The organism is Gilliamella sp. GillExp13 (assembly GCF_001690815.1).
GTDB lineage: Bacteria > Pseudomonadota > Gammaproteobacteria > Enterobacterales > Orbaceae > Gilliamella > Gilliamella bombi.
On the sequence record NZ_LZHJ01000028.1, the window covers coordinates 31,483 to 49,696 of the forward strand.

Here is an 18,214-nt window from a genome sequence, read left to right on the forward strand (position 1 = left end):
GAATATTTATACTATTTTGGTATTTTAGCATTTTTTATAATCTAATTATATTTATTTTTTGTAAAGTTTTGTTAAGACGAAATATAAGATGTAGTATTTTACTAGGCCATTTGGAATGGCAACATATTTTCAAATAAAAAATTAAAGAGTAAGTGTTTTTTAAATTCAATGGGAGGAAAATAGCTTAACGAAGAATGTAATCGTTTATGATTATACCAATAGAAATAAGCCGAAAAAGCGCATTATAACTCAGTTGTTGAGTTGAAGTGTTGGCTTTTTACAAACTCCTCAATTAAATCCCTCAATGCAGTTGCATCGTTTTTTTTAGTCATTATAATTAAGAAATTGTTTAAAGCATGAGCGATCAAAGTTTAAACAAACAAGGATAAAAACCAAATAAAACAAAAATTTAGTTGACGAAGTTGTAAGTATGTATTATAATTTTCAACAGGCAAACCTCTGATCTGAATTCGCCTGATTTTAGCAATTGACGTTCAGCGTTTCACAATAACTTATTTTTCCGCGAAATTTTACGATTTTTCCCGAAATTATTTCAGCGATCTTTTTAGGGCTATTGCTTATCTTGTTGCTACCATTTTCTTTTAGTAGCCAAGCATTAAGTGCAACAACATCGGGAATGATTCATGGTAATGCGCCGTATTTTGTTTTTGATGGTAATCGCGTGGCGGATACGAATGGTTTTCTTTGGATAACGATATCGGATGCAGCAGGTAATAAACAAACATTCACGCCTAGCACAAATCCTTCAAGTGAATCAAATCCAATTGTATTACTTAATCCTAATGATAAATTTACCAATGTTGAAATGTTGGTAGCAACTGATAGTAGTTCAATTCCATTAAATTCGATAGTGAATTTGTTTCCGAATTATTGGGGTGATGATGATGGAGATGGTCAGGGGAGTGGAGGAATTACTGCGACAGGTAATTTAAATTTAACGATTACAGACAAATATAACAAAACAGTAGCGCGTAATGAATCACTTGATATTTGTAAAGCACCATATAAAGTGACATTAAGTGCTACGGATGGTGAATTAAAAACGGAATATGGTATTCCACAAAATAGTAATTTTAGTGCGAGTAGTGTGGATTATTACATTAATCCTAAGCTTCCTCCGAAGGTTTGTTTTGTTAGGCCAAATTTAACATATAGTGTAGGAAGTTATGATGGTCCAATTTCAATATGGAATCCTGATAAGGGGTTTATTCCTCAATCTATTGTCCCATCATCTTATAATTTAAATTTTCCTACTACAGGGGCTAATAATTTATACTTTGATTTAGAAGTTGGTGGTAGTGTTGGTCATTTATCATGGATGACAGTCCCAAGCAGAGTGGGTAGTATTGGGATTTCAGTGCGACCAGCAGATTATGCAGCCAAAAACGTTCGTGTCATCTTATCAGGTCCTTATATCCCTGAATCACGGATTGAATTCAAGTACTCCAGGTCCTGCAGCTCAGCCATCTCTGCCAACGCGATTTGAATTGGTTGGTACAGATATAGATAATAAAGGTATCAAGGTCAAGTATGGATTTGAGTTAAAGCAGTGGTTTGTGCACCGTGGTACGGTTGCCGATAATTATTCTAATTCATTGTCTTGGTGTAGTCATATAGGTTATCGCCTTCCTAAAGTTAGGGATTTAACCAATGCTGTTTGTGCAGGTCTTGGTAGTGGTTCTTGGTGTCAAGGTGCAGTCGGCGCTACACCTTCGTCATCTGTTAATCATTATCAGCGTCGAATTGGTGCAGGTTTTTTTACAGAGTGGGGAAATATGAACGACTATACTCATGCTAACTTTCTCTATGACCACTACTGGACTACTGACACAACAGGGATTACTCAATTTCTTGTGGCTTCTGCCACTGGTTATGTCCGTGATCGTTCTCTAGATAGCATGGCTTATTCAGTTTGTACAACATCCTAGTTTTATTTATTAAGCACTGTGTAGTTGAGATAAAAAAATGAATATAAGCAATTGATAAGAATAGTTGCTTTGCAAGGACAACCAAACCTAACTAATGAAGTGAACGAACTAAAGTGGTTTGGTTGTATACTAGCACATAATCAATGAATACCTGTCTGATGACAGGTGAGTTGTTAATAATCCCTTTCCAAATATAAATTGAGATAAGGAGGAAGATCTTAAACTCATCTAAAATCACTATTTAAAAATCAAATTTACGATCAATCTAGCGATCATCTTTACAAAACTTAACAATTTAATCCTTCAATACAGTTGCATCGTTTTTTTGTCACTTGTTATGTAATTAGCTTTTTGCATATTATTTTAATACTCATTTTTTTCAGTGTTTAAAAAAAACAGAAAACTGTTTTTTAATTTAAATCTATTTTTATTATTCTAATTTTATTAAAATAATACTTTAAAAAACACTAAAATTAGTGTTATTATTTGATTTTTGTGTTGATTTCGTGTTTTTCTCTTTAGATGTAATAACATAAGTTTTATCTATTATTAAAATAGATCTAAATTAGAACATATCGAAAATGTTATTTATAAAAACTCTATTTTTTGAATAATTATAGATAGGGATATTGGAGGTAGTATGGTTAAATGGAAAAAACTTATTTGGGGTTTGGTTTGTTTTGCAGGGATTTGCTCTACTAAATCTTTTTGTTTATCAGCTACCACGACTAATGTCATTCATGGAAATGCTCCACGTTTTATTCCTTTAATAGAAGATAAAATTGAAAATGATAAGGAATTTGAATATTTTGGTGTTAATTATAAAGGAATAGATTATTTTAATACTACTGATTTGAATGCTGCGTTAGGTGTGGATGTGGCGTCTCAAACACCCTCAAGTTTGAAACTAACTGTTGCTATTAAACAGCCAAGTAACACCGATGTGATAGATGTTGATGGTGATGGTGATTTTACCCTAACAGGACATACAAGCAACTCGCTTTCATTAGATTGGTATTACGAAGATACTAAAAATAATGAAATTAAATTAACTCAAGCTCAAAAAAACCTTAAGTTTAGAGAATTAGTAATAAGTGGTATTTACCCATATATAAAAGTAAACGGAGCAATTTCGCTAAACACAAAATATGGTGTTCCTAATCTTCAATCTTATCCAGATAATAACATTGCAATAACAAAAATACCTTATCGAAATTTTAATGTAATGATAGGTGGCGAAGCAATTAAATATGCCAGTCCACATATGGCTTATTCTGGTGGGATTTATACCTATGGTGATACAAAAATTATTGATCCAACACTTTATAATGGTTTTTTACCACAAGAAAATTATTTAAATAATTTTCCTTCAGTTGGTGCTAATAATCTCTATTTTTACTTAGTGACAGATGGTATTGATAACTCATTGAGCACAACAAAATGGACAGTAAAAACATCAAATGCTGATGATGAGTCACCCAATGCTATTACCGCCACTATAAAAAAATCGATTGCACCTGGCACGGTAGGGTTTAAAGCTTATAATGCAAAAAATATGGTTCTTGTCACTTTAAAAGGTCCTGACTCATCAACTAAAGACGCAAGTCAGGCTACCGCACCAACTGCCAAATTACCTGTTGATATTGAATTAATTGGTGAAACTAAACAAGGTGTGACACTTAGCTACAGCTTTAGAATAACTAAATGGTTTATTAATAGAGGTTCTTTTACTGCGGGACATGCTGAACAACAAGCTTGGTGCGAAGAATTAGGCAGTTATCGACAAGCAACCGCTAGAGAGCTGTCTAATGCAGTAATAACTGGTGCTTCAGATAACAAGCATAATGACAATTACTATAAAAGAGCTGTACATGAGGGATTAATCACAGAATGGGGGGCGGTAAGATATTTTGAAGGTTCTCATTTTGATCATATAACTTATGGCTGGACGAACACTGAAACCGTTTCCAATACTAATACGAGTGTTTTTCTTTATGTAAATATGAATGATGCGGCCTTACATTTACCCCCTAATAATGACCAACAGTTCTATGCATTATGTATATCCAAATAAGATAATGGCAATATTTATTCGAAGTTTGTTTAGTTAATAGATGTAACAACGCAATCGATCTAATAGTTTTTATAGGATTTGCTAGCATTGTTTACAGTAATTTGAAAAACTACTGTAATAAATATACATAAGAAAACAAAACTAACGTCTTATCACAGACAAGAGATATGGCGTTTATATCATAAAGAGAAAATAACGATTACTGATTTGGTCAAACGTTTTATGGTTAGTCGTCCAACCATTTATAACGTACTAAATAAAGAAAGCTCGTTTGAAGCATTTTGTTCCATTAACTAGTAAGAATGAACGTTATAAAACCATTTGTTATGGTATTAAATGTTTGGTTAAAGTCAAAAAATTGATTGAGAATAAATTAAGACGGCAAGCTAAACGCTATAACAAAATCTATCCAGGTGAAATGCTACACGTTGATACCAAACGTTTGCTTTTACTTAAAAGTGAAACGAAACAGCAAACTAGAGAATATTTATTTGTTGGTATTGATGATTTTTCACGTGAGTTTTATGCGGGAATTTACCCCGATAAATCCCAATTTAGCTCAGCACAGTTTTTACAAAATAATGTATTAGCACAATGTCCGTCCTTATATCACCACCTGTATTTATTCCGATAATGGATGTGAATATCAAGACACAACTGAACACTTATTTGTTAAAACGTGTAATAACCATCATATTAATCAAAAATTCACCAAACCTGTCTGCCCACAAACGAATAGAAAAACCAAAAGAGTGATACGAACTTTGAATTGCGATGTGACATAATCGGCAAAGATTTAGCGATTCAAAAGAGAGAAAACAAAAACTTAAACGCTTTATTAATTTTTATAATACGGTTAAACCGCATAAAGCGATTTCAGGGAAAACGCTTATAAGTTTTTAGAAAATTATTTTAGCTATGAGGTGTAAACAATTCGGCGTTTTCCTGCAAATAAAACTTATTAAATTTCTCTTACCTATAAATTATAAAATAGCTACTTATAAAATAGTATTTGTAGGTAGCTATCTAAATGGGGAGTTAGTCTTGATGAGTAAAAATAGAAGAAAATTTATTTTTATACATCTCTTTACTAACTTTGACAAATCGAATTGTTTTGAAAATACCTAATAAGCTTGCTTGATGCACACGGTATAACAGGCGATGAATAGTTAAAGCAAAAAATCCTTTAACATTCATTTCGCGTTTACCTGCAATTTTAACTACACCGAGTGCTGTATCATGCAGAGAAATAATTGTTCCATTATCAACATAATTAAATAATTTCATTGGTTTATTATTTAACATGTTAATAATATTTTCATAACATATTTTCGCCATTTGATGTGCGGCTTGTGCTGTAGCAGGTGAGGCTCTACCGCTGTCTTGCATAGCATAAGCACAATCACCAATAACAAAAATATTATCGTCTCGTGTTGTTTGTAATGTTGGTTTAACCACCAGCTGATTTGAACGGCTTGATTCTAAACCAGCAATATCTTTTAAATAGTCTGGCGCTTTTACGCCTGCAGTCCAAATCATAATATCTGCGTTAATAATATCGCCTTCCTTTGGATAAAAGCCGTCACTTTCTGCTTTAGTTATCATGGTTTTTGTTAATACATGAATACCACGTTTTTGAAGGGTATTAGTAATATTTAATGCCGTTTTTTCAGGTAAAGCAGGTAAAATACGGTCAGTTGCTTCAATAATAGATACATCAAGCAAATCAGAGCACATTTTATTACGCCCACAGTTACCAAATGTTTCAACCATATGAGGTAACTCAGAAGCTAATTCAACACCTGTTGCGCCACCACCAACAATAGCAATACGAATTTTATTTTCAGTTGTCGTTTCATGTTCATCAATAATTGAACAAAAACTAGCAAATTTTGTAATTAGTGTTTCACGTAGATGAATTGCTGCGTTTTGGTCATCTAAAAAGATACAATGCTCTTTAACTCCAGGTGTTCCAAAATCGTTTGAAGTACTTCCTATTGCCACAACTAATGTATCGTATGGCACAGAAATGGATTCGCTATTTGAATTCTCAATAATAACATGCTTTTCTTCACGATTAAGATTAGTAAATGTGCCTTGAATGAATTTAAAATGGTGTTGTTGTCCTTGTTCAGCATAATCAATTTTATCAGCTTGCTCATTTAGAATACCAGTAGCAACTTCATGTAGTAAAGGTTTCCAAATATGATAAGTATTCTTATCTATTAGTGTAACCTCGGCTTGATCACTTTTCCCTAATTTATCGCCGAGATCAGTTGCTAATTCTAATCCTCCTGCGCCGCCACCAATAATAATTATTTTAACCATATTAAATACCTTAAATTTTTATTTTTTTAAAGTTTACTAAATAAGTAGGTTTTTATCTATTTTATTTGACTAATATCACTTATAAATAAAACCTATTAACGTATTATTTTATAATTAATAAAATTTATTTTAAGTAGATATAAAAAATCAGTTACCACTATACTAACTTAGTATTGATATTAATTCATTTTTAAATTAAATTTATAAATTTTGTGTAAATAAAGCAATTTTCGTATAATGGGCGAGAGTAAATTTTACATATGTTTTATTTTACAAAGCATATAATAATTTTAATTCTCTATTTCTTATCTCTTTTTAATACCACTCTATACAGAATTTTATGAACAAAAAAGTTTTTACTATTATTGCGTTAATCGTTATTTTAATATCAATGACGATTTTAATTCGCTCACACAATAGTCAGTTTATCCTACAAGGTGAAGTTGATGCACCGAATGTTAACGTTTCGTCTAAAGCCAAAGGTAGAGTGAAATTTATTCATTTTCATCGAGGTGATGATGTTAAACCTAATGATATTCTTATTACTCTCGATAGCCCTGAACTTTTAGCTCAAGTTAAAGCTGCTGAAGCTGCACGAGACCAAGCAAAAGCTCAATTAGCACTTTCGGAGCATGGAACTCGTGAAGAAAGCATTCGTTATTATGAAGCAATTCTTAAGCAAGCAAAAGTAGCATATGATAATGCTTCCAAAGAATATGAGCGTAACAAAGCGATTTCGGCTAAAGGCTATGTTTCTCAATCTATCTTAGATAATGCTTTAAAAACACGTGACTCAGCTTTTCAACAAGTTCAATCAGCACAAGCTAATTTAGATCAGGCTAAAAATGGAGATCGCATTGAACAACGTGAAATTTATGTAGCTAAATTGGAAGAAGCCGAAGAGCAACTTAAACAGTTACAAATACAATATGATGATTTACAAGTTAAAGCGCAAGTAACGGGCGAAATAGGTTCTATTCCTGCTGAAGTCGGCGAATTGTTTAATGCTAACAGCCCATTGTTAACAGTGATTCAACTACCTCAAGCTTATTTTGTATTTAACTTGCGTGAAGATATCATGTCTAATATTCGCAAAGGCGATCATATTATACTTGAAGTACCTGCACTCAATCACAAAGAGATTGAAGCTGAAATTCGTTATATAGCACCAATGGGCGATTATGCAACTAAGCGAGCAACAAGAGCAACAGGAGATTTTGATTTGAAAACCTTTGAAGTCAGACTCTATCCTATTGTACCAGTTGAAGGTTTACGTGCAGGTATGAGCACATTATGGAAGCTAGACAAATAATGTTAGATTTCTGGCATCGTTTTAAAGAGGCGTTTAACGCCGAAATACCACAAATTTTTAGGCGGTTTACCTTTCACTGGTTAATGTGGATTATGCCACTAATTATTTTTGTGTTAATTAGTAGTATTTTTTATCGAGGTGTATTATATGATTTACCAGTAGGATATATTGATCAAGATAAGAGTATCTTATCACGCGAACTTGTGCGTAATCTTAATGCTGCTGCACATGCAGATCTTATCAATTATGATAGCCAACTTTTTGATGCTGAGCGTGATCTGCAAAAAGCAAAAATTTATGCGCTACTTTATATTCCACCTAATTTTGAAGCGGATGTATTATCAGGTCGCCAACCTACACCAATGCTTTACTATAATGCGTTATATTATAGTGCTGGATTATATTCGATCATGGATTATTCTGGGTTGATAGCAACAATCAATACCCAATATCGAACCACCATGGCTACTAGCATTGGCATGCCAGTTCCCTCATTGGCAAAAGTTAACTTTAATTATGATGGTTTATTTAATGCTAGTGGTAACTCAATGTACTTCCAACAATTTTCCGCAGTAGTGCATTTATTGCAGCTATTTGTTGTAACCACAACAATTCACATTTTAGCACAGTTGCCAAAGCGAACTCGTCCTAGCTACCCTTTTGTTTTAGGAAAATTAGCACCTTATACAATTTGGTTTACTATGCTGCTTATTTTTGAAATTGCTATGCTCGTTTTGTTTTCTAATGCGCGTGTATCAGGTTCTCCTTTTGCCATGATGATAGTGGTATTTTTCTATGTTATTGCTGCACAAAGCATTGGTATTTTGCTATACACTTTTACTAAAACTCCTATTGATGCCTATACTTATATAGGTATTTTAGTTGGACTTGCATTAACTTATTCTGGTGTTGTTGTACCTGAACTATCCATGCCATGGATTGCTAGATTTATCTCTTCGCTTGAACCATTAACTTATGCACTAAATAAACTGTTCGATCTGTTTTTGCGTCATTCTAGTTATTTGTCGGTGTTAAAAACATGCGGAATTTTAATGATCTATCCAATTATTATTACCGTGTTAGTTAGAAAGCGTCTAGTAAGGCGTTTACATTCACAGTAAGAGGATAAATTTAGATGATTAAAATATTTTGGTATTCATTTATAAGAATATTCTTTTATCTGTTAGGACGACCAATGTGGTTATTGCTACTATTGTCAGTATCATTAATGAGCCTTGTTTATATTAATGGAACTATCACTAATTTACCGATAGCAATTGTTGATCAAGATCATACTCCAACAAGCCGTGGTTTAATTCGCTCATTAGAAACAAGTTCTAAAATTGATACAATTATTTATGAAAGCTCTCTTCAGGCTTATGATGATATTAATAATCGTAAACTTTTTGCTGTGATCACAATTCCAAGAGATTTTGAAAAGCGCCTAATAAATGGTGAAGAAGTTACAATACCTGCATATGGTGATGCTTCAAGTCGTTTAGCTAATGGTTTAATTCAAGTTGATATAAAAGGGATATATCAGCAGATATTGACTGAATATAATACTAAAATAATGCGTAATAACGGATTTTCAGATAAACAGATCAATATTATTTTATCACCTATAAAAGGCCAAACTGAACCACTTTATAATGCAGGCATCAGTTTTGCCGCCATTACCTTTCCAGGTTTGTTAGTCATGTTGTTACAACACTCTTTTTTAATTGCTTCAACTCGTACTAATATCACCCTAAATTCGCTACCCCAAGGCAAACCGCCTAAAATTGTTGTCTTTGGCAGTTTATGTGGGTTATTACCTATCTGGTTATTTTTATCTATTGTATTATTTGGTTTATGGCCTTGGATACTTGGTTATCGGCAATTGGCTAGCATTCCCGAAATATTAATCATGACATTTCCACTATTACTTGGGGCGCTAGGTTTGAGCAAATTACTAACAGAATGTTTACGCCGTACTGAGATGATATATCTTACATTAGCATTTTTAACCACTCCTGTTTTCTATCTTTCAGGAACCATTTGGCCTATTGATGCAATGCCATTATGGGTACAATGTGTTTCTTATTCTCTACCTTCAACTTGGGCAACCAATATGATTGCAGGAGTGAATCAAATGGGGTTAAGCTTATCAGATAACTGGCTAAATATATTTATGATACTTTTACTAGGAGTAATATATAGCTCGTTAGGTATTTTTATATCAGCCTTACGAGAAGGAAAAGTTAGAAGTATATTTAGAAAAATGAAAACGTTTCGATATTTAAAAATGCGTAGCTAAATGATAAATATGGGTAAAGTGCATATACGGAAAATAATCTGAGTTTTACTGAAGGAGCTTTTTATTACTAACACAGTGAATTGATTCAGTATTCCTGTTATTATGATTTATAGTTTTCACTAAAAATAATACCGTTATTGAATGTACAATAAATTTTACCCATGGATTATTAGTTTACGGTTAAAAACCATACCTCTTTCTCTTTCTGCGATATTAGTAGGTAATGCACTAGCTTATTGGCAACATCAATTTAGTTTTTGGATACTACTGTTTTCATTAATTACAGCATCATTGTTACAAATTCTTTCTAATCTAGCCAATGATTACGGAGATGAAATTAAAGGTAGCGATCAAAACAATCTTACTGCCCATAATCGAGGTATACAATTAGGCTTAATTACACTTAAGCAGCTAAAAATAGCGCTATGGATTAATATTTTTTTATGTATTTTATTTGGGCTGATTTTGCTTATATTTGCTTGTAATAATATTTATGAATTATTTATTTTTATATTATTAGGATTATTATCTATTGTTGCCGCAATAACTTATACCATGGGTAAAAAACCTTACGGCTATATTGGATTTGGCGATCTATCAGTACTTACTTTTTTTGGTTTGATTGGCGTCATGGGTAGTTTCTACTTGCAAACTAAGGTATTCTCTTTATCCATTATTTTACCTTCTTTAGGCTGTGGTTTGTTATCCGTTGCTGTGCTTAATATCAATAACCTTCGTGATATAGAACTAGATCGAAAAAGTAATAAGCGTACTTTAGTGGTAATGATTGGTAAATGTATGGGGCGATATTATCATTTATTACTATTACTCATAGCATTTTGTTCGCTAAGTTTATTTGCATACAATAAATTACAAACAATCTGGAGCGGTTTGTTTATATTAACATTACCGTTATTTATTAAACATATTTATATGGTTTTTCAATTTAATACGCACAAAGAAGGGGTACCTTTATTATTACAGATGGTCAAACTTGCTTTATTGACTAATTTACTTTATTGTTTGGGGATTATTTTGAGTTAGTTCACGTTTATTTAATTTTAATATCATTTTACTTGGTATTAGCGTTATACTAAATAAACTTATATATCACAGCAAAAGGAGACTTGATAATGGAGTTTGATACTTCAATTCTTTGCGATTATTACCCAGAAGATGTTAACGTAGTTGAACCAATATTTAGTAATTTTGGTGGTGTAGCATCGTTTTCAGGTCAAGCTGTAACAGTTAAATGTTTTGAAGATAACGGCTTACTATACGAAATTTTGCAATCAGACGGCTCAGGAAAAATCCTTGTTATTGATGGGGGTGGTTCTGTTCGTCGAGCGCTAATTGATGCAGAGCTAGTAGATATTGCTGTTCAAAATCAATGGGAAGGAATAATTGTTTATGGTGCTGTTCGCCAAGTTGATTATCTAGCTGAAGCCGATATTGGCATTCAAGCTCTAGCAGCTATTCCTGTTGGTGCTGAAGATCAAGGCATTGGTGAAATTGATATTCGTGTTAATTTTGGTGGAGTGACTTTCTTCTCAGGTGATTTTGTCTATGCTGATAACACAGGTATCATCCTATCTGAAATTGCTCTTGAAATTGAAGATAAATAAAAAATAGTGTGAACCACCGGTACCTATCGGTGGTTTTTATACTTAAACGTATACTTACCTGAAACTTTTTAACAAAAAAATCTTGAATTTTAAATCACTCGATTACGAATATAACCGCCTGTTACCGTCTTTATTAAACCTTCTAGTTCCATATCTAATAATTTGACGCTCACTTCTGAAATCGACATATTTACTTGTTGAGCAATAATATCAACAGGGATAGGTTGATGATGAATCACAGCAAAAATTTCAGGATACAAAATAGAATTATTTTGTTCTTCTTTAAACTGATTACACGAGCTATTTACTGCTGATAAATAACTATAATAATGCTCTAAAATATCAACTGGTTTAGAAACTAAATAAGCGCCTTGTTTAATTAAATAGTGAGTTCCACTACAGTTTTCATTGTTAATATCACCTGGTAAGGCAAATACATCTCGATTTTGTTCAAGTGCATAGCGCGCAGTAATTAACGAGCCGCTTTTTTCTGAAGCTTCAACCACGAAAGTTCCTAAACTTAACCCGCTAATAATTCGGTTCCGACGAGGAAAATAGACGGATCTGGCTTTTTCAAATGGAAAAAATTCGGACACAATAGTCCCACCTTGCTCCAAAATATCATTGGCTAAGTTTAAATTTGATCTTGGTGCAATTTTTGCTAAACCGCTACCTAACACTGCGATGGTATGACCCGATACTTCAAGTGCGCCACGATGGCAAATAGCATCTAATCCAAGCGCTAAACCGCTGGTAATTGTTAAACCATTAATAGCTAATTCACTAGCAAAATATCGTCCCCACTGTGCTCCATATTCACTAAATTCACGACTTCCAACCATAGCTAATTGAGGTGAATGTAATAACTGTCGATTACCTAAAACAAACAACAATAAAGGCGGAGAACAAATTTGTTTAAGTAATAAAGGATAATCGTTATCACAATAAGCAATAAGGTGTTTTTGTGGGTGGGGTGATTCTAACCATTGAAGTATTGGCTCTAAATGAAGATATGATGTTTCATAAAAACGCACTATTTGAACATCCGACAATCCTAGTTTATTTAACAAACAAGGCACATTTTGTATGCTACTTGGTAAACCGTTAGCAAAAAACTGTCCAATTTTTTCAAAAATATTTTGTTTTCCATATCCAACCATTGAAATTCTTAATAAGAATTCATATTTACTCATCATAATCTTTCCGCACTCGTTTTAAATGATTTAGATATCTTGAATTGATAAGATAAATACTACCAATAGCCAACAAGGGCTATTCATCAGTATGATAAATGTTTACAATGAGCAATAGTTTGAATAAACCCGAAATTTGAGGAGTAGATCGAAGAATTTATGGCTATTTTACCGGTATTACGTTTTCCTGATGAGCGACTTCGCAAAGTTGCTAAGCCTGTTACCAAGTTCACCCCTGAGCTACAAACGATCATTGATAACATGATCGAAACCATGTACGACGAAAACGGTATTGGGCTTGCAGCAACCCAAGTTGATGTACATAAACAAATTATTGTTATTGATGTATCAGAAGATAAAAGCCAAGTTTATGTGATCATCAATCCTGAAGTGATAAGCCAAGAAGGTGAAACGGGTATTGAGGAAGGGTGCTTATCGGTTCCTGATTGTCGTGGATTTGTGCCAAGAGCAGAAAAAATCAAAATTAAAGCACTAGATCGCCATGGCAATCCTTACGAAATTGATGCCGATGAGTTACTTGCTATTTGTATCCAACACGAAATGGATCATTTAAAAGGTAAACTCTTTGTTGATTACCTTTCACCATTAAAACGTCAACGAATTGAACAAAAAATGAAGAAACTTGCTCGTGAGGAGCAACGGAATCAATAAAATTAACCGCCACAGTGATTGGCGGTTAACCTATCTAAAGATAACTATTTAGCAACAATTACCATCGCAGGACGAATTAACCGGCCATTTAAGGTATAGCCTTTTTGGATGGTATTTACTATTTGACCTGATTGATGTTCTGGTGATTCAACCATACTAATTGCTTGGTGCACATCAGGATTTAGTTGTGAATCTTCAGTATTAATCACTTCAATACCAAATTTTTTGACAGTATCTAGGAATGATTTTAATGTCAGCTCTAACCCTTCAACAGTAGCTTTATGCTCAGGGTTGGTTTTATCTGTAGATTCTAAAGCTCGTTCTAAATTATCAATAACGGGTAATAATTCATTAGAGAATTTTTCTAGTGCAAATTTACGAGCTTTATCAACATCTTGTTCAACACGTTTACGAACATTATCAATTTCAGCTCGCGCACGAATCATGGCTTCGCTTTCATTTTTTTTAGCCAACTGTAATGCTTGTTCTAGCTCTGCAATACGTGCATCTTTTGCGTTTAATTGCTCTTCTAGACTTGGTTGCGCTGGAGCTTCTTGCTCTGTTGTTTCTTCAGCTGGTGTGTCAATGTTAGTTTCATTTTCTGACATATTTTTATCTTGCTCTGTCATAAGGTACTCCAAATAATGTAGTCGAAAACTTAGTGAATTACGGTTATTATGGGGACAATTTTTATGATTACAAGCTTATCAGTAAATTGATATGTAATTTTTTGACCTGTGACGAAAAAATACATATTGTTTATATAAAAGAATAACAAGGATATTTTATGAATACACCTTTTAAATGCATTGGTCTCATTGGGCTTCCTCGTAAATTAGAGGCAATCGAAACTCATCAAGTGCTTTATGATTGGCTTGTTAGTCTTGGTATTCATGTGCTAGTTGAAGATCGCTTAGCGGATCATATTCAATTTCCAGTTAGCCATTACGCTTCGTTAGAAGCAATTGGTGAACAAGCTGACCTAGCCATTGTTGTGGGGGGTGATGGAAATATGCTACGTTCGGCTAGGTACTTGTCACACTATAAAATCAAAGTGATTGGTGTTAATCGAGGTAATCTCGGTTTCTTAACGGATATCTCGCATGAACAAGTAATTGAACAATTAAGTCCTGTTATTGCCGGTGAATATGAGGATGATCCTCGTTTTTTATTAGAAGTTTCCATTTATGATAATGGTAATTTGATTAATTCGAGTTTCGCCGTAAACGAAATTGTCGTCACTCCTAACACTGTAGCGCATATGATTGACTATGATGTTTACATTAATGAACGTAATGCGTTTTCACAGCGAGCTGATGGGTTAATTATTGCAACGCCAACAGGCTCTACCGCTTACTCGTTATCGGCTGGAGGCCCTATTTTAGCGCCTCATTTAGATGCATTAATTATTACGCCAATGTTTCCGCATTCGTTAGCAGTTAGACCTTTGGTTATCAAAGGCAATAATCCAATTCATCTTAAATTTCCAACTACTGCGCTTGATTTAAATATTGCCTGTGATAGCCAAATTATTTTACCAGTCAAACCAACGCAAGATGTGATTATTCGCCGATCTTTATATGAATTTAATTTAATTCATACCAAAGATTATGATTATTTTAATAATCTTTCGACTAAGTTAGGATGGTCGCAAAAGATGTTTTAATCTATTTTTGTAAAAAACTTTCAGGAAAGTATGTATTTTAGTATAAGATTACATCTTAAATAACCAATGTCATGATATAAACGGTGAATGATGAAAAGATAGCTGCAATCACATCATCCACCATAATACCAAAACCGCTAGGTATACGTTTATCAAACCAACGAATTGGCCACGGTTTTGCCATGTCAAAAATCCTAAATGCTACAAAGGCTATCGCAATCCACATAACAGAAAGTTGTGGAATAAAAAATAGGGTGATCCACATGCCAACAAATTCATCCCATACTATATGCCCTGAATCGTGCGTATGGGTATCATCCGATGTTTTTTGACAAATAAAACAACCAAAAATAAAAGTCACTAAAATAAATACCCAGTATAAAGCTGGTTGTAAACCATAAAATAATAGCCAAAGTGGAATCGCCATTAACGATCCCATTGTTCCGGGCATAATTGGAGATAAACCACTACCTAGTCCTACAGCTAAAAAATGAATGGGATTGGTTAACTTGATGAATTTTTTAAAATCTTTATTTCGTTCTTGTTTTGTCATAATCTAATATTCTTTTAAATAAAATTTGCCGACATTAAGCCGGCAAAAAGAAAGTGCCTAATTTTTTAGCTAAGCATTTAAGTATCGATTATGGCAATATTATTCATCTTTGGCTAATGTTGCAACCATTACCGCTTTAATGGTATGTAGCCTGTTTTCGGCTTCATCAAAAACAATACTATGTTCAGATTCAAACACATCATTAGTCACTTCAAGTCCATTGGTTAAACCATATTGAGCTGCCATCTGTTTACCGACGGTAGTGTTCATATCATGAAAAGCGGGTAAACAGTGCATGAATTTGACATTTGGATTATTGGTAAGTTTAATAACATTTTCATTCACTTGATAAGGTGTTAATAATTTAACACGCTCATCCCAAACTTCCTTAGGCTCACCCATTGATACCCATACATCAGTATATAAAAAGTCGACGTCTTTAACTCCTTTGGCAACATCTTCGGTTAAGATAATTTTTGCCCCCGTATTTTTTGCTATATCTTGGCACTTTTGTACGAGTTCGGCTTCGGGATGACAGGCCTTTGGTGCAACTAAACGAATTTCCATTCCCATTAAAGCCGCACCTTCCATTAACGAATTTCCCATGTTATTACGGGCATCGCCTAAATAGGCAAATTTAATGCTACTTAATGGGCGATTGCCTATATGCTCTTTCATTGTCATAAAATCGGCTAAAATTTGGGTTGGATGTGCTTCGGTCGTTAGGCCATTCCATACTGGTACACCAGTATATTGGGCTAATGTTTCAACGATCTCTTGGCCATAACCACGATACTCAATACCGTCATACATTCGACCCAGCACGCGTGCGGTATCCGCAATTGATTCTTTATGACCGATTTGACTACCACTTGGTCCTAAATAAGTGACATTTGCACCTTGATCAAATGCACCAACCTCAAAAGCACAACGTGTACGGGTGGAGTCTTTCTCAAAAATTAATGCAATATTTTTACCAATCAAATGTTGTTGTTCTTGCCCTTGTTGTTTGGCTTGTTTTAATTCGATAGCAAGATTAATTAATTGATTGATTTCGGTAGGGGTAAAATCAAGTAATCGTAAAAAATGACGCTGATAAAAACCGTGCATGATATAGCTCCTAATAACCGTAATGATGTAAATGATTCTATTTGAATAATTATGCAAATTCAAGTTAAACATCATAATAACCCTAACATTTTACCTTTATGTTGAGATAAGTCTCAAAAATTAGACTTAATTATTAAAATAATTTTTATGATATTGCTTTTTTTGTACAAAAAAGTGTAATAAAATGACCAAATATTGTATCTTTGTAGCTAGGTAAAATTGAATTTTTATTCAAAATTCATGATAATTCATTCAAAGGATCTTTTAGTCATGCAAACTTATGCCCTCCTTATGTTACAAGATGGTTCGCAATTTATTGGGAAATCAATTGGTGCTGATGGTCAAACAGTTGGGGAAGTGGTATTTAACACCTCAATGACAGGTTACCAAGAAATTCTTACCGATCCGTCTTACTGTGAGCAATTGGTTACATTAACCTACCCGCACATTGGTAATGTAGGAACGAATGATACCGATGCCGAATCGAACCAAGTTTATGCAAAAGGTTTGATTATTCGTGATTTGCCATTATTAGCTAGCAACTATCGAAGTGAACTCTGTCTTTCTAGCTATTTAAAAAAACATAATGTTATTGCCATTTCGGATATTGATACGCGGCGCTTAACCCGTATTTTGCGTGAAAAAGGTGCACAGCATGGCGTCATCATAACAGCAACGGACAAAACGACCTTACTTGAAAAAGCCGAAATAGCTAAACAGCAGGCAATCGATTTTAAAGGATTAAGTGGGCTTGATTTAGCTAAAGAAGTGACTTGTTTGACAAGTTATATTTGGTCACAGGGCATGTGGACAAGGCAACAGCAACAGCCTGCTCCAAAACCAGAAAGCCAATTACCATATCATGTTGTTGCTTACGACTTTGGTGTAAAACGTAATATTTTGCGAATGTTAGTTGAGCGTGGTTGTAAATTAACCGTTGTACCAGCAAAAACGACAGCAAAACAAGTCCTTGCTTTAAAGCCCGATGGGATCTTTTTATCTAATGGCCCAGGAGATCCTGCACCTTGCAGTTATGCGATTGATGCCATTAAGCAGTTTTTAAACACAGATATTCCTATTTTTGGCATTTGTTTAGGCCATCAACTTCTTGCGCTTGCTTGTGGTGCTAGAACTATCAAAATGAAGTTTGGTCATCATGGTGGTAATCATCCTGTTAAAGATCTAGAAAATAATAAGGTAATGATCACTGCACAAAATCACGGCTTCGCTGTAGATGAAGCAAGCTTACCAGCTCATTTACGAGCGACGCATAAATCACTGTTCGATGGTTCATTACAAGGCATTCATCACAATCAAAAACCGGCTTTTAGTTTTCAAGGTCATCCCGAAGCCAGTCCTGGGCCTCATGATGCAGCATCGCTTTTTGACCACTTTATTGAGTTAATTAAAATTTATAAGCAGGAGCAATAATC

18 protein-coding genes and 2 pseudogenes are annotated in these 18,214 nt (G+C 33.8%); 14 read left to right on the forward strand and 6 right to left on the reverse strand.

Annotated elements, in window-relative coordinates; genetic code table 11:
• Window positions 1–101 precede the first annotated feature (101 nt).
• Window positions 102–218: pseudogene (locus A9G37_RS13425) on the reverse strand (hypothetical protein); the annotation flags it as partial.
• A gap of 365 nt (window positions 219–583) precedes the next feature.
• Here A9G37_RS13425 and A9G37_RS02355 point away from each other — a divergent pair.
• The 6 genes and pseudogenes from A9G37_RS02355 to A9G37_RS13435 all read left to right on the forward strand — a co-directional run.
• Window positions 584–1,507 (forward strand): hypothetical protein, encoded by a 924-nt coding sequence (locus A9G37_RS02355; RefSeq protein WP_034909371.1) that lies wholly within the window; start codon window positions 584–586, stop codon window positions 1,505–1,507.
• A complete protein-coding gene (locus A9G37_RS02360; protein WP_141671016.1) occupies window positions 1,452–1,949 on the forward strand; it encodes a hypothetical protein in 498 nt (165 codons plus the stop codon). Before A9G37_RS02355 ends, A9G37_RS02360 begins: the two co-directional genes overlap by 56 nt.
• Window positions 1,950–2,589: 640 nt before the next feature.
• Window positions 2,590–4,023: a hypothetical protein gene (locus tag A9G37_RS02365; RefSeq protein WP_034909379.1), complete on the forward strand. Its 1,434-nt coding sequence runs from the start codon at window positions 2,590–2,592 to the stop codon at window positions 4,021–4,023.
• 198 nt (window positions 4,024–4,221) lie between these two features.
• Window positions 4,222–4,320, forward strand: coding sequence for a hypothetical protein (locus tag A9G37_RS13430; RefSeq protein ID WP_411578656.1), 99 nt, complete (start codon window positions 4,222–4,224; stop codon window positions 4,318–4,320).
• Window positions 4,295–4,657 (forward strand): hypothetical protein, encoded by a 363-nt coding sequence (locus tag A9G37_RS12975; protein ID WP_202961504.1) that lies wholly within the window; start codon window positions 4,295–4,297, stop codon window positions 4,655–4,657. Before A9G37_RS13430 ends, A9G37_RS12975 begins: the two co-directional genes overlap by 26 nt.
• A 197-nt stretch (window positions 4,658–4,854) precedes the next feature.
• A pseudogene (locus A9G37_RS13435) lies at window positions 4,855–4,926 on the forward strand (hypothetical protein); the annotation flags it as partial.
• A 135-nt stretch (window positions 4,927–5,061) separates the two neighbouring features.
• Here the strand turns inward: A9G37_RS13435 and A9G37_RS02375 are convergent.
• On the reverse strand, window positions 5,062–6,351 hold the full coding sequence (locus A9G37_RS02375) for an NAD(P)/FAD-dependent oxidoreductase (RefSeq protein WP_051634092.1): 1,290 nt from the start codon (window positions 6,349–6,351) through the stop codon (window positions 5,062–5,064).
• Between the two features lie 340 nt (window positions 6,352–6,691).
• Between A9G37_RS02375 and A9G37_RS02380 the strand changes: the two genes are divergently transcribed.
• From A9G37_RS02380 to rraA, 5 genes are all read left to right on the forward strand, one after another.
• Window positions 6,692–7,663, forward strand: a complete 972-nt coding sequence (locus A9G37_RS02380; RefSeq protein ID WP_034909382.1) for an HlyD family secretion protein — start codon at window positions 6,692–6,694, stop codon at window positions 7,661–7,663.
• Window positions 7,645–8,784: an ABC transporter permease gene (locus A9G37_RS02385; protein ID WP_034909384.1), complete on the forward strand. Its 1,140-nt coding sequence runs from the start codon at window positions 7,645–7,647 to the stop codon at window positions 8,782–8,784. The genes A9G37_RS02380 and A9G37_RS02385 overlap by 19 nt, the downstream gene beginning before the upstream one ends.
• 17 nt (window positions 8,785–8,801) lie before the next feature.
• Window positions 8,802–9,962 carry an ABC transporter permease gene (locus A9G37_RS02390; RefSeq protein ID WP_034909608.1) on the forward strand — a complete coding sequence of 387 codons (1,161 nt, stop codon included), beginning with the start codon at window positions 8,802–8,804 and terminating at the stop codon, window positions 9,960–9,962.
• 141 nt (window positions 9,963–10,103) lie between these two features.
• Window positions 10,104–11,006, forward strand: a complete 903-nt coding sequence (locus tag A9G37_RS02395; protein ID WP_034909388.1) for a 1,4-dihydroxy-2-naphthoate polyprenyltransferase — start codon at window positions 10,104–10,106, stop codon at window positions 11,004–11,006.
• 89 nt (window positions 11,007–11,095) lie between these two features.
• A complete protein-coding gene (gene rraA / locus A9G37_RS02400) occupies window positions 11,096–11,587 on the forward strand; it encodes a ribonuclease E activity regulator RraA (protein ID WP_034909391.1) in 492 nt (163 codons plus the stop codon).
• A gap of 89 nt (window positions 11,588–11,676) precedes the next feature.
• Here rraA and dprA read toward each other — a convergent pair whose 3' ends face one another.
• Window positions 11,677–12,783, reverse strand: coding sequence for a DNA-processing protein DprA (dprA, locus tag A9G37_RS02405; protein ID WP_141671017.1), 1,107 nt, complete (start codon window positions 12,781–12,783; stop codon window positions 11,677–11,679).
• A 156-nt stretch (window positions 12,784–12,939) separates the two neighbouring features.
• Here dprA and def point away from each other — a divergent pair, with 156 nt between their 5' ends.
• Complete coding sequence (gene def / locus A9G37_RS02410) at window positions 12,940–13,452, forward strand: peptide deformylase (protein ID WP_034909396.1); 513 nt, start codon at window positions 12,940–12,942, stop codon at window positions 13,450–13,452.
• A 44-nt stretch (window positions 13,453–13,496) separates the two neighbouring features.
• Here def and grpE read toward each other — a convergent pair whose 3' ends face one another.
• Window positions 13,497–14,081, reverse strand: a complete 585-nt coding sequence (grpE, locus tag A9G37_RS02415) for a nucleotide exchange factor GrpE (protein ID WP_034909401.1) — start codon at window positions 14,079–14,081, stop codon at window positions 13,497–13,499.
• Between the two features lie 158 nt (window positions 14,082–14,239).
• Here grpE and nadK point away from each other — a divergent pair, with 158 nt between their 5' ends.
• Window positions 14,240–15,118, forward strand: a complete 879-nt coding sequence (gene nadK / locus A9G37_RS02420; protein WP_065574520.1) for an NAD(+) kinase — start codon at window positions 14,240–14,242, stop codon at window positions 15,116–15,118.
• A gap of 55 nt (window positions 15,119–15,173) precedes the next feature.
• Here the strand turns inward: nadK and A9G37_RS02425 are convergent, their stop codons facing one another.
• Window positions 15,174–15,671, reverse strand: a complete 498-nt coding sequence (locus A9G37_RS02425; protein WP_065574521.1) for a phosphatidylglycerophosphatase A family protein — start codon at window positions 15,669–15,671, stop codon at window positions 15,174–15,176.
• A 99-nt stretch (window positions 15,672–15,770) separates the two neighbouring features.
• Window positions 15,771–16,781 carry an ornithine carbamoyltransferase gene (gene argF, locus A9G37_RS02430; RefSeq protein WP_065574522.1) on the reverse strand — a complete coding sequence of 337 codons (1,011 nt, stop codon included), beginning with the start codon at window positions 16,779–16,781 and terminating at the stop codon, window positions 15,771–15,773.
• A gap of 270 nt (window positions 16,782–17,051) precedes the next feature.
• Here argF and carA point away from each other — a divergent pair, with 270 nt between their 5' ends.
• Window positions 17,052–18,212 (forward strand): glutamine-hydrolyzing carbamoyl-phosphate synthase small subunit, encoded by a 1,161-nt coding sequence (gene carA, locus A9G37_RS02435; protein WP_034909414.1) that lies wholly within the window; start codon window positions 17,052–17,054, stop codon window positions 18,210–18,212.
• Window positions 18,213–18,214 lie beyond the last annotated feature (2 nt).

Excerpts from the sequence above, each read along its gene's own strand:
- dprA (WP_141671017.1), bottom strand. The coding sequence starts at position 12,783 with ATGATGAGTAAATATGAATTCTTATTAAGAATTTCAATGGTTGGATAT.
- rraA (WP_034909391.1), top strand. The coding sequence starts at position 11,096 with ATGGAGTTTGATACTTCAATTCTTTGCGATTATTACCCAGAAGATGTT.
- A9G37_RS02380 (WP_034909382.1), top strand. The coding sequence starts at position 6,692 with ATGAACAAAAAAGTTTTTACTATTATTGCGTTAATCGTTATTTTAATA.
- carA (WP_034909414.1), top strand. The coding sequence starts at position 17,052 with ATGCAAACTTATGCCCTCCTTATGTTACAAGATGGTTCGCAATTTATT.
- A9G37_RS02425 (WP_065574521.1), bottom strand. The coding sequence starts at position 15,671 with ATGACAAAACAAGAACGAAATAAAGATTTTAAAAAATTCATCAAGTTA.
- A9G37_RS02375 (WP_051634092.1), bottom strand. The coding sequence starts at position 6,351 with ATGGTTAAAATAATTATTATTGGTGGCGGCGCAGGAGGATTAGAATTA.
- argF (WP_065574522.1), bottom strand. The coding sequence starts at position 16,781 with ATGCACGGTTTTTATCAGCGTCATTTTTTACGATTACTTGATTTTACC.
- A9G37_RS02365 (WP_034909379.1), top strand. The coding sequence starts at position 2,590 with ATGGTTAAATGGAAAAAACTTATTTGGGGTTTGGTTTGTTTTGCAGGG.
- A9G37_RS02395 (WP_034909388.1), top strand. The coding sequence starts at position 10,104 with ATGTACAATAAATTTTACCCATGGATTATTAGTTTACGGTTAAAAACC.
- nadK (WP_065574520.1), top strand. The coding sequence starts at position 14,240 with ATGAATACACCTTTTAAATGCATTGGTCTCATTGGGCTTCCTCGTAAA.
- def (WP_034909396.1), top strand. The coding sequence starts at position 12,940 with ATGGCTATTTTACCGGTATTACGTTTTCCTGATGAGCGACTTCGCAAA.
- A9G37_RS02385 (WP_034909384.1), top strand. The coding sequence starts at position 7,645 with ATGGAAGCTAGACAAATAATGTTAGATTTCTGGCATCGTTTTAAAGAG.
- grpE (WP_034909401.1), bottom strand. The coding sequence starts at position 14,081 with ATGACAGAGCAAGATAAAAATATGTCAGAAAATGAAACTAACATTGAC.